This is a genomic window from Amycolatopsis sp. NPDC114503, from assembly GCF_055633655.1.
On sequence record NZ_JBVKDT010000002.1, the window covers coordinates 353,244 to 368,752 of the forward strand.

Here is a 15,509-nt window from a genome sequence, read left to right on the forward strand (position 1 = left end):
CGTCAGCTCCCCAGAGGATCGATCGAGCGAGCGGAATCGACTCGCAGCGCCTGCATCGCGGCGACCAGTTCGGCCAGGTCCCGCGGATCGGTCAGCGTCCGGCCGGTGAGTTCCCGGATCCGGCGCAGCCGGTACCGCACCGTGTTGGCGTGGCAGTGCAGCGCCTGCCCCGCGCGTTCGGACGAGCCGCCGTGCGCGAAGTACGCGTCCAGCGTCTCCAGCAGCACGTCGCGTTCCTCGGCGGGCAGTTCCAGCACCGCCCCGAAGACCTGCTCCCCCAGCCTGCGGCCCTCGTCCGGGTCGTAGGCGACGAACGCCGCCAGCGGGCTCGGATCGAACGCACGGACCTCGCCGCGTTCCGGCGGGATGCCGGACAGCGCGGTCCGCGCCAGGTGGACCGCGCGCGGGGTTTCGGTCAGGGAGCGAAACAGCGGGCTGACGCCGGTGCGGGCCAGCGCCAGTTCGCGCAGCAGGGCGAGCATCTCGTCGTACTGCTCCTCGCGCAGCGACACCACGCCGGCCTGCAGCGTCGGCGAGAGATGCCACGCCGACACGATGCCGAGCTTCCCGAGCCGTCGTTCGACGCCGACCAGGCTCTCCTCGGCCAGCCCGCGCGTCTCGGCGGCGACCACGGTCAGCTTCCCGTCCAGCGACAGGCCGAGCAGCCGTCCCGCCTCCCACGGCCCGGAGTCGGATCCGCGCGCGCCGGTCAGCAGCGCCTCGGCCAGCGCGGACCGCCGCCGCTGCTGCGCGACCAGCAGTTCCGCGCTCGCCGCCCGGTACGCCTCGGTCACCCGGACCGCGTGCTCGTCGGTGACCTGCCACAGCAGGCTGGCGACGTCGATCAGCACGTCGGTGCTTCCCGCCTCGCGGGCCCGGCCCACCAGCAGGTCCCACAGCATCGCGCAGGCGATCCGGTACACCTGCAGCACCTCGGGCAGCGGCGCGCCCTGGTGCGCCCGGCGGCGGCCGGTCTCCTTCGGCGCGCGCTGGTCCGGGGCCTCGCTGCCGCCCAGCGCGTCGACCATGAACCGGAGGTTCACCGCGATCGAGCGGTGCAGGTCGGCGCGCGGGACGATCTTCTCGTCCCGGTACATCCCGATCCGCTCGCAGCTCGCCGCGCAGACGTCGTCGATCAGCCGGGGCAGCCGTTCGTCGGCCCAGGCGACGAGCTCGGTCAGGGCGGCGGTCCGCACAGCGTTTTCCTCCCGGTCGGCCACGTCCGGGATGCTACCTGCGTCCCGCCGCGGCCGCGCACGCGGATTTCCCTCCCCGGAAACCGAGCACCGATTTCCCGCGCATTTTGTGCGCGGCCACAGAAATGTTTGTCGCGGCCCACAATTGAGCCGGTCGCATTCCCCGCCCGGATGCCCGGCGCGGGCCGTCGTGCTTGAATCAGAAGGGAAGCACAGTCGCGGGCGAGAGGGTTACGGTGGACGAGCAGCGCGAGGACCAGCCGGAGTTCAAGCCTTACCACCATCCTGCCGCGGGCTGGGGCGCGGCGAAAAGCGTGACGCAGTTCCTCGTCCGGGAACGGGAACTTCTCGCCGGGCCGCGCGCGATCGTGAAGATGAACCACGAGAACGGCGGATTCGACTGCCCGGGCTGCGCGTGGCCGGACGACACCAAGGGCCTGCATCTCGACATTTGCGAAAACGGGATCAAGCACGTCACCTGGGAGATGACGCGGAAACGCGTCGGAGCCGAATTCTTCGCCGCGCATACGGTGTCCGACCTGGACGGCTGGAGCGACACGACGCTGGAGGCGCAGGGCAGGCTCACCGAACCGCTGCGCTACGACGAGAAGACCGACCGGTACGTCCCGATCTCGTGGGACAAGGCGTTCGAGCTGGTCGGCGCCACGCTGCGCGGCCTCGACTCCCCCGACCAGGCGGCGTTCTACACCTCCGGGCGCCTGGGCAACGAAGCGACGTTCCTGTACCAGCTGTGGGCGCGCGAGTTCGGCACGAACAACCTGCCCGACTGCTCGAACATGTGCCACGAGGCGAGCGGCCGCGCGCTGCAGGCCGCTCTCGGCACCGGCAAGGGCACCGCGGACATCCACGACTGGGAAGCCGCCGACGCGCTGTTCATCATGGGCGTCAACGCGGCGTCCAACGCGCCCCGGATGCTCACCGCGCTCGCCGAGGCACACCGGCGCGGCGCGCAGATCGTGCACATCAACCCGCTGGTCGAGGCCGGGGCCACGCGCACGATCATCCCGCACGACTTCGTCCGGATGGCGACCTTCCGAGCGACCCCGACCTCCACGCTCAACCTGCAGCCGCGCATCGGCGGCGACCTCGCGTTCGTCCGGGGGATGGCAAAAGCCCTGCTCGAGATGGCGGAAACCGACCCTGACGCGATCAACTCGGACTTCCTCGAGACCTACACCTCCGGCGTCGAGAAGTACCGCGTCGTCTGCGAAACCACGTCCTGGGCGGACTTGGAGCGGCAGTCCGGGCTGTCCGAGGCCGAAATCCGCGCGGCGGCGAAGATCTACCGCGACGCCGACCGGTCGATCATCAGCTGGTGCCTCGGCGTGACCCAGCACGAGCACGGCGTCGACACCGTCCGCGAGATCGTGAACCTGTTGCTGCTGCGCGGAAACATCGGCCGCCCCGGGACCGGGCCGTCGCCGGTGCGCGGGCACAGCAACGTCCAGGGCAACCGCACCTGCGGCATCGACCACCGCCCGGCGCCGGAATTCCTCGACAAGCTCGCCGAGATCTGCGGCATCGACCCGCCGCGCCACCACGGGCTCGACACGGTCGGCACCATCGAAGCGATGCACCGCGGCGACGTGCGCGTGTTCGTCGGCATGGGCGGCAACTTCGCCCTCGCCGCGCCCGACACCCCCTACACCGCGGCCGGGCTGCGCAACTGCGAGCTGACCGTGCAGGTCAGCACGAAACTCAACCGCAGCCACCTCGAACACGGCAAACAGGCGCTGATCCTGCCCTGCCTCGGCCGGACCGAAAAGGACTTCCAGACCGCCGGACTGCAATCGACCTCGGTCGAGGACGCGATGAGCATGGTCCACCTGTCGACGGGCATGAAGAAGCCCGCCTCGCCGCATCTGCTGTCCGAGCCCGCGATCATCGCCGGAATGGCCAGCGCGACCCTGCCGGAAAGCGCGACGCCGTGGGCGGACTACGTCGGCGACTACGACCGGATCCGCGACACCATGGCGCGAGTCCTGGAAGGTTTCGAGGACTTCAACACCCGCGTCCGCGAGCCGCTGGGCTTCCGCATCCACCAAGCCGCGCGCGAACGGGTCTTCCACACGCCGTCCGAGCGCGCCGAGTTCTCCACCGCGGACCTGCCGGACGTCGTGCCCGCCGCCGGCACGCTCGCGCTGGGCACGATGCGCTCGCACGACCAGTGGAACACGACGATCTACTCGGACGACGACCGCTACCGCGGCATCAAAAACCTCCGCACGCTGGTGTTCCTGAACACCGAAGACATGCGCGACCGCGGCCTGAGCGAGTTCGACGAAGTCGACATCACCGCCACCGCGAAGGACGGCACAACGCGTTCGGTGCAGCGCTACCGGGCGATTCCGTACGACATCCCGCGCGGCTGCGCGGCCGGGTACATGCCGGAGATGAACGTGCTGTGCGCGATCGGCGACTACAGCACGCAGAGCGATCAGCCGCTGATGAAGCATCTGAAGGTCACGGTCGAACGCTCCGCGTGAGACCGGCGGTCCGGCACGGGGCGCGGACGAGCACCGCCGCCCCGATGCCGGCCGCGACGCCGACCAGGGTGTCGGCCACCCGTGCCGTCAGCAGCGTTTCCGGCGCGGCGGGCGCGGCCAGCTCCGTCATCACCAGAATCAGCGGAGTGAAGAACCCCAGCGCGATTCCGTAATGGCGGGACATGAACAACTCCGTCGGGAACAGCAGCACGATCACCGCCGACGCCAAGGGCGCGGCCCCGAATCCGGGGAGCAGCAGCAAAGCCGTGACGACCAGCCCGGCCAGCGTCCCGAGGACCCGGTGCGCGCTGCGGTCCAGCACGCTCCGCAGTCCCGGATGCAACCGGCTGCGCGGGCCGGCCGCCGCCAGCGGAACCGCCGCGGACGCCATCGCCCAGTTCGCGTGGTCCACGCCGAGCAGCAGCCCGACCGCACCCGCGGCGGCGATCGCCAGCGCGTACCGGGCGGCATGCACCACGGCGCACACCGCACCGCACTCCGGCGCGCACATCGGCGTCCCGGGAGCGGCCGGGCGTTCCGGGCCAGTCAGTCCAATGAGGACACATCCGGCGATTGTGCCCGCACACAAGGCAATTCCGGCCCACGGTTCAACCCGCCCAGCAGGAACCAACGCGATCGCACCGAGGGCGAAGATGCCGAAGAACGGCCCGCGCGGGCTCAAATCCAGCCGATTCGTCACCAGCGCACAGCCGAACGAGAACGCCGCTTCGGTGACCACCAGCAACCAGGCCGGGGCGTGAGACGCCGACAGCAGGACACCCAGCGAGACTCCGCTCAGCAGCACCGCGCCCGCCTGGAGCTGGTGCCGGAAGCGAAGAGCCCGCGTCTCGGCGCGGCCGTACATCCCGGCGAACGAACCGAACGCGGCGAAAATGATCAGATCCGGACGGCCCGCCGCGAGCAGCGCCAGCCCGGGAATCAGCAGCCCGGCCGCGACCCTGCCGGCATGCCACCATTCGCCGCCGTCGAACGAGCGCGCGGCTGCGGCCGAGGTCGCCACCGGCACCTGTCCTCCGCTTGATCGTCCGACGGGAAGTCACCGGGATCGGCCGGTCGTCCCACGATACCCGCGCGAACGGCGGCGCCGGGCCGGATTGTGGGACGCCACAACAATGTCTGCGCGGTCAGCCAAGCTGGCCGAGCGTGCGGACGACGTTCTGGCGCACGATGTCCAGCATCGCTTCCCGGTGCGGGAAGTCTCCGTCGAGCAACCGCAGCGGGCCCGCGACCAGGGACAAATACATCGCCAGCCGATAAAACCGCATCCGGCGGTCGTCCAGGCCGGTATCGCGGAAACAGCGGTAATGTTCGCCGAAGCGCAATTCCAGGAAGACGTGTTCCCATTCGACGTCGAAGAACATCGCGCCCTCGATGTCGATGAGCACCGGCTGGTCGTGCTCGTCGACGAGGACGTGATCGGGGCCCAGTTCGCCGTGGATCAACCCGTATTCGGTGCGCGGGGTCACCGCAGCGTGCCGTTTCCCGAGGAGGGAGGCGAGGCGGTGTTCGGCGGCCGCGATCTCCGGCACCCGGGCGGCGGCCTCGGCGAGGTGATCCAGCGCGCGGCGCAGCACAACGTCTTGCACCGGGTCGCCAGGCTTGTCGGCGCCCGGACGGCCGTGGTGAGCACGCCGCGTGCGGTGCAGGGCCAGGACGATGTCGCCGAGGCGGGCCAGCACGCGCGCCGGTCCCCGAGGGCTTCCAACGTGCCGCCGCGGACGTACTCGACCACCGCGACGTCACCGGCGATGAGGGTCTTGCTGCGGTCGAGCAGGACAACCCCGGGAACCCGGACGCCAGCCTCGGACGACGCTGCATGCGCGGCCTCGAACAACCCGATGCCGGTGCTGTGCCCGAAGGGATCGCTGTGGTCGGGCGATGCCGCGTCCGGCCAGTAGTCCTCGTCGGCGTTCCAGACACAGGCGACGCTGGTCGTGCGGTCGTCCAACGTCAGCCGGTAGCCGCCCTTTTTCGAACCTCCGCGCAGCCGCTGCACTGACACCAATTCGCGCGCACCACCCCGGCCAGGTCCTGATTGCCGAGCCGCCCCCGGGTTTCGCTCACTTCCGCACCCTACTGCCGCGCCGGATGTCACTCTTGGCGGGAAACGTGGTACTCACTGCCGCTGGCGCGACGGTCCCCGCCGGTTCCGGCGCACACTCTCCCCACGAAAGGACACGAGACCACCAGCAGCCTCGGGAGCCTCCAGTGAGACGCACCAGAATCGCTCTCTTCGCCCTGCTCGTCCTCTGCGCCGCGAGTTTCAGCCCCGCCGCCGCGTCGGCGAACCCGAGACGCGACGCCTTCGCCCTCTCCAGCACCGCCTTCGCCGACGGCGGGATGATCCCCAAGGTCCACGACTGCGCCAGCAGCGGCGACGGCGACCCCGAAAAGAAGGACGAGTCGCCGCCGCTGGCCTGGTCCGGAGCGCCGGAGCAGGCCAAGAGCTACGCGATCGTCATGCACGACCTCGACAACGGCATCATCCACTGGGTCATCTACGACATCCCGGCCGCCACCGCCGAGCTGCCGCAGAACGTCGACCACGCGTATCAGCCGGCGGTCCCTGCCGGGTCACGGCAGGCCTACTACCGCGGCAGCGCGAACTTCTTCGGATACCAGGGGCCGTGCACGACGAACCACACGTACGAGTGGGCGGTCCACGCGCTGAACAAGGAATCGCTCACCGAGCTTGACTCCAACTCGACCACCCAGGCCGCGGAGACTGCCATCGACGCGGCGACCATCGCGACTGCCTCGCTGCGGGGCAACTCATAGCCGGTTCGGGGGCGCGGTTTCCGAAGGTGCTCACCTATTGGACCGCGCCCCGCCTTCCGCTGGGAACTGCCCGGCACAACGTGATAAGCCGCCGCGCGCACGGACCCGGGTCGCTGCCCGCAGGCGCGTCGGCCATGATCGCGACCCTGGCTCCGCGGGCACCCCGGCGAGCGCACCGCTTTGCTGCGACTCGCACCCGGACCGGGCGTGACCTCAGAAGGTGATCACCTGGCGGACCGCGCCCCCGTCCCGCAACCGGGCGAACCCCGCGTTGATCTCCTCCAGCTCGATCGAATGCGTCAGCAACGCCTCCACCGGCAGCAATCCCGCCTGGTACAGCGCGATGAACCGAGGCACGTCCCGCCGCGGCACGCACGAGCCCAGGTAGCTCCCCCGCAGGGTTTTTTCCTCCGCCACCAGGCTTTGCGCGGGCAAGGTCAACCCGGCGGACGGATCCGGCAGGCCCACGGTGACCGTCGTCCCGCCCGGCCGGGTCGCTTCGTACGCCTGGCTCAGGGCGGCGACCACGCCGGTGGTGTCGACGGCGTAATCCACCCCGCCGCCGGTCCGCTCGCGGATCTCCGCGACGTCACCGGTCAGCACCGTAGCGCCCAGTGAACGCGCCAGCTCCCGCTTGCTCGGCACCGGATCGATCGCGAGCAAAGTGCTGGCACCCGCGGCTTTCGCGGCAAGCAGCGCGGAAAGGCCGACTCCGCCGAGGCCGAACACGGCCACGCTGTCGCCGGGACGCACCTCCGCCGCGTTGAACACCGCGCCCGCACCGGTCAGCACCGCACACCCGAACAGCGCCGCGATCTCGAACGGCAGCTCCTTGTCGATCCGCACCGCCGACCGGTCGGACACGACCACGTGCGAGGCGAACGCGGAAACCCCGAGGTGGTGCAACGGGTTCCCGGCCGGCGACGACCACCGGACGTCCCCGCCGAGCAGCGTGCCCTCGCGGTTCGCCGCCGCGGCGGGACCGCACAGCGCGGGGCGGCCCGCCGTGCACGGGGCGCAGTCGCCGCACGAGGGCACGAACGTCAGGACCACGTGCTCGCCGGGCCGGAAATCGCTGCCCGGTCCGGCCTCGACGACCTCGCCGGCCGCCTCGTGGCCGAGCACCATCGGCACCGGGCGCGGCCGGGATCCGTCGATCACCGACAGGTCCGAATGGCACAGCCCGGCCGCGCGCACCCGGACCAGCAGCTCGCCGGGTCCCGGCGGGGCCAGCGTCAGCGTCTCGATCTCCAGCGGTTTCCCGACCTCGCGCAGGACCGCGCCGCGAACCTCCATCACGCGCCGACCGGGACGCAGCGGGTGACGAGCCGCTCGGACAGCAACGGCACGACCTCGCCGAGCACGATCCGCGTGAAGTGTTCCGACGCGCAGTGCGCGGTGAAGTCCGCCTCGCTGTCGTACTCCTCGACGATCACTACGACCCCGTCCTCGATTCCCGTGTGGACGGTGTACCGCCGGCAGCCGGGCTCGCGCCGCGACGCCTCCGCCATCGGGCCGAGCAGTTCCACGACCCGGTCCCGCTCCGCGGTCGCATACCGGGCCACCACTACGAAACTCATTGTTCTCCTGTACGCGGCCGGGACCGGGTCAGCGACCACAGCCCCGGATCGGAGGACGCGGCAGCCGCCGCGCCCATCGCCAACGAATGCGCCACGCCGTCCCGGTCGGTGACGAAACCGGCCGCGACGAACGGCGACATGACTTCCCTCGCCGACTCCGACATCCACGGGATGATCGGGGCCGGCATCAGCTCCACCAGGTCCGGGCCGCTGCGCTTGACCGCCTCCAGGCTCCGGTTGAGGTTCGACCGGTCGGTGACGAACACCTTGTGCATCGTCAGCATCGACAGCGCCCGCGCGCGTTCGATCGGCGCGACCCGGGTGCTGACCACCCCGGCCGCCCCGATCTCCTGGAGGAAGTCCACGCCCGCGCGGTCGGTGGCGAGGCCGGGGCACGAATCGATGTTGACGAACACGAGCTTGTCCCGCCCGGCCAGCGCCGCGACGATCTTCGGCAGCTGCCCGACCGGGACCGACGCCAGAATCCCGACGCGGGACGCCGCGGCCACGAAATCCGGCACCTTCGCGACGCCGACCACCGACGCGCACACCGGCACGTCCTCGAACGCCGCCGTGATTTTCTCGTTCATGCCGTCCACCGTTTCATGCCTTCCGCGACTCCCCGACCGGCCTTCCGCCCCGTGAGGGGAACCCTGGGGGAATCAGAGTCCTTCGGGGTTCCCCTCACGGCCTCTCGAACCCCAGCCCCGTCGCCCGCGCCGGGTCCAGCGGGCTCCCGCCCCGGCACCGTCCGTGAAGGGCTCCTTGAGGGAATCTGATTCCCTCAAGGAGGCCTTCACGGACCTCAAGGCACCGGTCAGCGAGCTGAGTCCAGCGGGTTCGGGCCCAGGTCACTCGGCAGGCCGAGCTTGCCGGGGTTCAGCAACCCGGCAGGGTCCAAAGCACGCTTCACCTCGACAAACGTCCCGAACCCGCTCCCGAGCGCATCCGCCAGATACGGCCCCCGCAGCAGCCCCGACCCGTGGTGATGGCTCAACGCCGCCCCGTGCCGTACCAGCACCGCGTTCGCCGCATCCCAGGCCGACCGGTACCAGTGCCGCCGCTTCTCCGGCTCCACGTCGCCGCGCAGCGAGAAGTACAGGCAAGCCCCATCGGTGTAAGCATGCGACTGGTGCGCCGACGCGGCCAACGTCCCCGGCACCGCCTCGATCGCAGCCACCACCTCGTCGTAAATCGCCGGAAGCGCGGACCACGAACCGGCCATCTCCAGAGTGTCGGCGACGAATCCCGGCCCCGGCGTGAACCCGTCGGCGGACTTGCCGACCAGCATCCGCTCGTCCAGCCAGCGTTCGAACACCGGCTGACCGTCCATTTCGGACCCGGTCGCCGCGCATTCCTCGGCGCTGACCTTGATCATGGCGTCGACCAGCACCGGGTCGCCCTCGTCGGCGATCAGCAGCAGGTTGGTGCCCGGCTGCCCGAAGTGCGTGCCGCTTTCGTGCTTGTCGTACAGCCGCATCGCGGCCGGGGTCGCGCCGCGCTGCATGATCCGGCGGCAGGCGTCGAGCCCGGCGGCGAAGGTCTCGAAGCCGTACGCGATCGCCTTCGAATACGTCGGCAACGGGTGCGTGCGCAGCCGCACCGCGGTGATCACGCCGAGCGTGCCTTCCGAGCCGACGAACAGCTGCCGCAGGTCCGGGCCGGTCGCGGCGCGCGGGTAGTCGCCGAAGCGGGCCAGGGTGCCGTCGGCGAGGACGACGTCGAGGCCGACGACCATGTCCTCGATTTTCCCGTACCGGGTGGACAGCTGGCCCGCGCCGCGGCAGGCCACCCAGCCGCCGACCGTCGAGATCGCGAACGCGGACGGCCAGTGCCCGGTGGTCGCGCCGTGCGTCTCCTGCAGTTCCTTCTCGAACAGGTCGCCGAACATGCCCGCCTGCACTTCGACGATCTGCGACTCAGCGTCGAACGACACGATCTTGTTGAGACCGCACACATCCAGCACGACCCCGCCGTACACCGGCAGCGCGGCGCCGGTGACGTTGCTGCGTCCCGCCGACACGGTCAGCGGCACCCGGTGCTCGCCGCACAGCCGGACCGCGGCCTGGATCTGCTCGACGGTGCTCACCTCGGCGATCACCGCGTCGGGGGTCGCCGGAGCGCCCGCGGTCTCGCCGATCATCGAGCCGGCCCACCAGTCGCGGGTGCGCAGCACGACCTCGTCGCGTTCGGTGTGCACCGCGTCCGCCAGCTTGCGCAGCGCCTCGGTCAGCGCGGCGGGCACGGCCACGGCCGCCGTCTGCAGCGACGCGTCGCCCTCGCCCGGTTCGGTGCGTCCGCCCCAGCGCGGCGGAGTCGGCGCGCCGACCACGTAGTTGCCCCGGTTGAACGGGTGCGTGATGGTCTGACGGCTGATCATGCGTTGGCTCCCAACAGGTTGTCTCCGAACAGGATCGACTTCTCCCGGGCGACGTCCGCCCGGTACTGCTCTACTTGCGCCGCAACGGTTTCCGGGCTGAGGCCGAGTTCCGCGCCGAGCAGTTCGCCCACGAGCGGCGCGGCCTCGGCCGACGCGTCCCGGGCGAACAGCCGCAGCCGGGTCCGCCGCGACAGCACGTCGTCCACCGAGCGCGCCATTTCCGACCGTGCCGCGAACACGACCTCGGCCTTGAGGAACGGCTGCCCCTCGATGAGCGGCTCCCCCAGCGCCGGGTTCTCGTCGACGAGCGCGCTCACGAACCGCGCCTCGGTGCCGTACCGGCCGCCGAGGTGCGCGGCGACGCCGCCGGTCGCGGCAGTCGCCTCCGCGTCGTATCCGGCACCGCCGACGAGCGGCAGATTCTTGGTGCGGCACTTGGCTTTCCGACCCAGCAGCCCGAGCGCCTTGTCCACGACCAGCTCGCCCATGTGCCTGCTCGTGGTGAGTTTGCCGCCCGTCACCGTGACCATGCCCGCGGACACGGTGATGTGGTGGTCGCGGCGCATGTCCAGCGTCGCGCCCTCCTTGCCGCCGACCAGCGGGCGCAGGCCGGCGTAGCTGCCCAGCACGTCGCTGGCGTCCAGCTTGGCGTCGAAGGCGATCTGGGCTCCTTCGAGCAGGAAGTCCATCTCCTCGCGGGTGCAGTGCACGTCGTCGGTCGAGCCGGTGTAGTCGGTGTCGGTGGTGCCGACCACGACGACGTCGCCCCAGCGCGTGCAGGTGGCCCGCCGCGCGCGGCCCGGAATGGGCACCGTCACCGTGCAGTCGTTGCGGATCTTCGACCACGGCAGCACGATGTGCACGCCCTTGGCGGGACGGACCTGCGGCTGGTGACCGTGGTCGGCCATGCCCTCCACCCGGTCGGCCCACACGCCGGTCGCGTTGACGACGACGCGCGCCCGGATGTCGATCTGCTCGCCGCCGGCCTGCACCGTCGCACCGGTGACCCGTCCGCCGGCGGTGCGCAGTCCGGTCACTTCGGCACCGTTGACCACCACCGCGCCGTGGCGGGCGGCGCTGCGCACGATCGCCAGCGTCAGCCGTGCGTCATCAGCACGGCTGTCGTAATACATCAGGCCGCCCTTGAGGTTCTCCGCCCGCAGCGTCGGGGCGTGCGAGAGCACCTCGTCGACCGTGAGCCGCTGGTGCAGCTTCCCGATCCGCCAGCCGCCCGCGAGGTCGTATGTCCACAAGAGACTCTCGAAAGCCTTGGCGATGCGGGCGTCGAACACCCCGTCCTTCGCCAGGATCGGGAACAGGAACGGCAGCCGCTGCACCAGATGCGGGGCGTTGCGGCGGAACCGCTGCCGCTCCAGCAGCGAATGCCGGACCAGGTCGAGGTTGCCCTGCTCGATGTAGCGCAGCCCGCCGTGCACCATCTTGGACGACTTGGACGAGGTACCGGACGCGAAGTCGTCGCGCTCCACCAGCGCCACCTTCAAGCCGCGGGAGACAGCGTCCAGCGCGGTGTAGGCGCCGGTGACGCCGCCGCCGATCACCAGCACATCGAACGTGCCGGTTTCGAGGTCGGTCAGTGCCGCGCGGCGGTCCAGCCGCAACGGCGCGGACAAGGTCGCCCTCGCGGCGACGGCGTTCGGCCGTCGGGACGGCAGTGTGAACATGAGCTTGTCTCTCCACTCCAAAGTTGAAAACGTCCACAAGGGACACACAGAACGGTCAGGACAGCGACACCGCGAGCACGTCCTGCCAGCGTGCGCGCAGTTCGCGCCGTTCGTCCTCGGGCAGCTGAGGTTCGAAGACCTCGCCTTTCCCCTGGTGCGCAACGGCTTCGGCCAGCGACGGCCATACCCCGAGCCGGACGCCCGCGAGATACGCGGCACCCCGCAGGCTGGCAGTCGCCGAATCAGCTGCTCGTTCGATCTCGACGCCGGCGAAATCGGCTTGGCTTTGCAGGAGAACGTCGCTGGCGGCCAATCCGCCACCGGCGCGCAGCCGCGTCACCGGACGGTTCATCGTCGTCCGCAGCGCGTCGACGGTGTCACTCACCGCGTGGGCGATCCCGTCGAGCACCGCACGCGCCACGACGTCGCGCGTGGTGGCCAGGCTCAGCCCGGTCAGCAGCCCGCGTGCACCTGGCCGCTGCACCGGTGTGCGCAGCCCGGCGAGCGTCGGCACGAACCAGGTCGAGGCGCTCCTCGGCTGGGCCGCCGCCAGTTCGCTGATCTCGGCAGCGGAACGGAACAGCCCGAGATCCTCAGTGAGCCATCGCAAGGCAGAACCCGTGGTCGAGGTATAGGCCTCCAGGCTGAACCGGCTGTGTCCCGCGCTGCGCCAGCCGACCAGGCACAGCACACCGTCGACCTTGCCGAGCCCGCCCGGCGGTTCGTCACCGGCCAGCGCGCCGACGAAGGTGCCGGTGCCGTGCACGCACGTTCCCTGGCCCGGAGTCAGCGCACCGAGCGCGATCAGCGAGGCGTGCTGGTCGCCCATCACCGCGGCGATCGGCACCTCGATGCCGAGCAGGTTCGGGTCGGTGTACCCGAAATCGCCGTCGTCGTCGACCGGCGGCGGGGCCAGCGAGGCCGGAAAACCCAGTGCTGCCAGCCATTCCTGGTCCCAAGCGTGTTCACGCAGCCGGTACCCGCCGAACGCGACGGCGTTGGTCGCCGACATGACATATCTGGTGCGTCCGCTGAGATGCCACACGAGCCAGGTGTCCACCGAACCGAACAGCACGCGGTCGGCGGGCACGTCGAGTTGATCGAGCTGTCGCGCGGCCCAGAGGAACGGCGCGCGGGTGCCGACCGGACGGCCGGCCCTCTCCCACAGCACCGGATCCCAGTCCGGAGACAGCTTCGCCAGTTCGTCCGCATACCGGGTGTCTTGCCACACCACGGCCGGAGCCAGCGGCTGCCCGGTCTCGCGGTCCCACAGGATCGCCGTAGCGCGCTGAGTGCACACCGACATCCCGACGATCTCGACGCCGTTCTCCCCCGCCCAGGCGATCGCCTGGCGGGCGACGTCGACAGTGCGCTCCAGCAGTTGCGCCGCGTCTTGCTCCACTCGCGACGGTTCCGGATGAACGACATCGACGGAGGTGTAGAACGACGGCCCGCACCCGCCGTCCTCGCCGACGACCGCGGCCCGCGTGCCGGTCGAACCCTCGTCGACGGCCAGGATTCCGCGCCGCGTCACGCCGTCCTCCCCGGCAGCGAGATCTCCTCGTCGTCCGGGTCGACGCCGCTGCGGGTCGGGTCCCAGCGCACGATCAGGCAGGACACCAGGCCGAGCAGCGGCACCACGGCGAGCAGCGCGATCGTCGGGCCGAGGCCCATCGCCTCCTTGATCTGCGGGAAGACGTACAGCCCGACGACGCTGCCGAAGCTCCCGAGCATGCCGGTCACGCCGGTGCCGAGGGTGCGGATGTCGCTGCGGTAGGACAGCGCCGCGATCGATTTGCCGTTCGCGCCGGGGCCCGCCGAATGGAAGAAAATGAACAGGAACGGCAGCAGGAACCCGATCGCGATCGGCAGCTTCCCGAAGCCCAGCCCCATCACCAGCAGGATGGCGAACGCGAAGCCGTAGCCGATCGCCGAGCTGACCCGCAGCCCGATCTTGCGGCCGAACCAGGCCGACAGCGCGCCGCCGACGATCCCGGCGACGTTGAAAATCATCGACCCGAGCGTGGCCGTTTCGAATTTGTCGCCGAAGATCGCGAGGCTGATCACCGGCAGGTACCAGCCGATCGCGAAGTACTGCATCGCCTGGGTCAGCGAGATCGCCGTGGACAGGAAAGTGCGCTGCAGGTAAGGCTTGCGGAACAGCACGCCCGCCTGCCGGAACCCGATCTTGCGCTGCTCGGCGGCGACGTCTTCGGCGCTCGCGGTCCCCGGCGTCACCTGGAAACCGTAGATCCGGCGGAGGCTGTTCGCCGCCTCGGACAGCCTCCCTTTCGCCGCGAGCCACGACGGGCTTTCGGCGAGGAACGCGATCTGCAGCACCAGCAGCGCGAGCGCGAAGACCCCGGCCGAACCGACCGACCAGCGCCAGATCTCCACCGACACGCCGGCCTGGTAGAACGCCAGCGTCAGCGCGAGGTTCACCGTGGTGGCCACGTACCAGACGGACTGCCACAGGTTCAGCCGTCCGCGCAGCTTCGCCGGGGTGTACTCGGCGAGCAGCGCCATCGCCACCGCAAAGTCGATGCCGTAGGCGACACCGACCAGCCCGCGGCCGGCCCAGACCGCCTCGAAGCTGCCGCCGGTGGCGGTGAGCACCGCGCCGAGCCCGGCGATCGCCTTCGCCGCGATCAGCGGTTTGACCCGGCCGATCCGGGCGGCCAGCCAGCCGCCCGCCGGATTGAACAGGATGGCGATCGCGGGCGCGGTCGCGGTGAGCAGGCCGACCTGGCCCGCGCCGAGCCCCAGTTCCTTGGTCATCGGCGCGAGACCGGCGCCGAGCGCGGCGTTCGAATAGGCGTCCAGGAACAGCCCGCCCAGGACCAGGTACCACAGCAGGTTCGCCTTGCGCGGCAACTTCGACAACGTGTTGATCAGCGCGGTGACCTGCGAAACATTCGCGATCGATCGCGGCGCTGCGACCGTGGGTGAACTCATGGACCGCCAACTTTCTGCGCTGGCTGTCAGCGATCCCGGCATACGAAAAAACAGACACGACGAAGACCGCTGACAGTGGCTCTTCGTCTGTGCCTGTCTGAGAACGCAAGATTAAGCGGCGAACCCGAGCGCGTCAAGAAGGCCCGGGTCGTGAGCGGCGATGCCGGTGAGAGCGGATACCGAAGCGGCTGCCTACGGCGCCGAGCGCCCCAATGAGGTCTTCTCAGCAGCGCGCGGGGTTCTCATCCCCTCGCCCCCGTCGGCAGGCGCGGCGCGCGCGGCGCCGCAGCCTCGTGAGTGGCGATGCCGGGTTTCGCCCTCACCCCCCCCCCCCAAGACCCCCAACACCCTCCTCAGAAAAAGACGGGGGGGAGGAGTTGCGTTTTTCTCTGAAAAAAAACCCACAAGAC

Annotated in this window: 12 protein-coding genes; 2 read left to right on the plus strand and 10 right to left on the minus strand. The window is 70.4% G+C overall.

What is annotated here, in order from left to right:
• Nucleotides 1–2 precede the first annotated feature (2 nt).
• Entirely contained in the window at nt 3–1,220 is a 1,218-nt protein-coding gene (locus tag ACZ7OI_RS09480) for a PucR family transcriptional regulator (protein WP_470263712.1), read from the minus strand.
• Between the two features lie 212 nt (nt 1,221–1,432).
• Between ACZ7OI_RS09480 and ACZ7OI_RS09485 the strand changes: the two genes are divergently transcribed.
• On the plus strand, nt 1,433–3,703 hold the full coding sequence (locus ACZ7OI_RS09485; RefSeq protein WP_470263713.1) for an FdhF/YdeP family oxidoreductase: 2,271 nt from the start codon (nt 1,433–1,435) through the stop codon (nt 3,701–3,703).
• Here the strand turns inward: ACZ7OI_RS09485 and ACZ7OI_RS09490 are convergent.
• Nucleotides 3,681–4,730 carry an FUSC family protein gene (locus ACZ7OI_RS09490; protein WP_470263714.1) on the minus strand — a complete coding sequence of 350 codons (1,050 nt, stop codon included), beginning with the start codon at nt 4,728–4,730 and terminating at the stop codon, nt 3,681–3,683. The genes ACZ7OI_RS09485 and ACZ7OI_RS09490 overlap by 23 nt on opposite strands.
• A gap of 118 nt (nt 4,731–4,848) precedes the next feature.
• The gene (locus ACZ7OI_RS09495; RefSeq protein WP_470263715.1) at nt 4,849–5,403 is read right to left on the minus strand and encodes a phosphotransferase family protein; all 555 of its coding nucleotides are present in this window, start codon (nt 5,401–5,403) and stop codon (nt 4,849–4,851) included.
• 529 nt (nt 5,404–5,932) lie between these two features.
• Between ACZ7OI_RS09495 and ACZ7OI_RS09500 the strand changes: the two genes are divergently transcribed.
• A complete protein-coding gene (locus ACZ7OI_RS09500; RefSeq protein ID WP_470263716.1) occupies nt 5,933–6,502 on the plus strand; it encodes a YbhB/YbcL family Raf kinase inhibitor-like protein in 570 nt (189 codons plus the stop codon).
• 213 nt (nt 6,503–6,715) lie between these two features.
• Here ACZ7OI_RS09500 and ACZ7OI_RS09505 read toward each other — a convergent pair whose 3' ends face one another.
• The 7 genes from ACZ7OI_RS09505 to ACZ7OI_RS09535 form a co-directional block, all read right to left on the minus strand.
• Entirely contained in the window at nt 6,716–7,798 is a 1,083-nt protein-coding gene (locus ACZ7OI_RS09505) for a zinc-binding dehydrogenase (RefSeq protein WP_470264304.1), read from the minus strand.
• Entirely contained in the window at nt 7,798–8,082 is a 285-nt protein-coding gene (locus tag ACZ7OI_RS09510) for a putative quinol monooxygenase (RefSeq protein WP_470263717.1), read from the minus strand. Before ACZ7OI_RS09510 ends, ACZ7OI_RS09505 begins: the two co-directional genes overlap by 1 nt.
• Nucleotides 8,079–8,672, minus strand: coding sequence for a glycerol-3-phosphate responsive antiterminator (locus ACZ7OI_RS09515; RefSeq protein ID WP_470263718.1), 594 nt, complete (start codon nt 8,670–8,672; stop codon nt 8,079–8,081). Before ACZ7OI_RS09515 ends, ACZ7OI_RS09510 begins: the two co-directional genes overlap by 4 nt.
• A 227-nt stretch (nt 8,673–8,899) precedes the next feature.
• The gene (locus ACZ7OI_RS09520; protein ID WP_470263719.1) at nt 8,900–10,462 is read right to left on the minus strand and encodes an FAD-binding oxidoreductase; all 1,563 of its coding nucleotides are present in this window, start codon (nt 10,460–10,462) and stop codon (nt 8,900–8,902) included.
• On the minus strand, nt 10,459–12,144 hold the full coding sequence (locus ACZ7OI_RS09525; protein WP_470263720.1) for a glycerol-3-phosphate dehydrogenase/oxidase: 1,686 nt from the start codon (nt 12,142–12,144) through the stop codon (nt 10,459–10,461). Before ACZ7OI_RS09525 ends, ACZ7OI_RS09520 begins: the two co-directional genes overlap by 4 nt.
• A gap of 55 nt (nt 12,145–12,199) precedes the next feature.
• A complete protein-coding gene (locus ACZ7OI_RS09530) occupies nt 12,200–13,678 on the minus strand; it encodes an FGGY family carbohydrate kinase (RefSeq protein WP_470263721.1) in 1,479 nt (492 codons plus the stop codon).
• Nucleotides 13,675–15,099, minus strand: coding sequence for an MFS transporter (locus ACZ7OI_RS09535; protein ID WP_470263722.1), 1,425 nt, complete (start codon nt 15,097–15,099; stop codon nt 13,675–13,677). Before ACZ7OI_RS09535 ends, ACZ7OI_RS09530 begins: the two co-directional genes overlap by 4 nt.
• Nucleotides 15,100–15,509 lie beyond the last annotated feature (410 nt).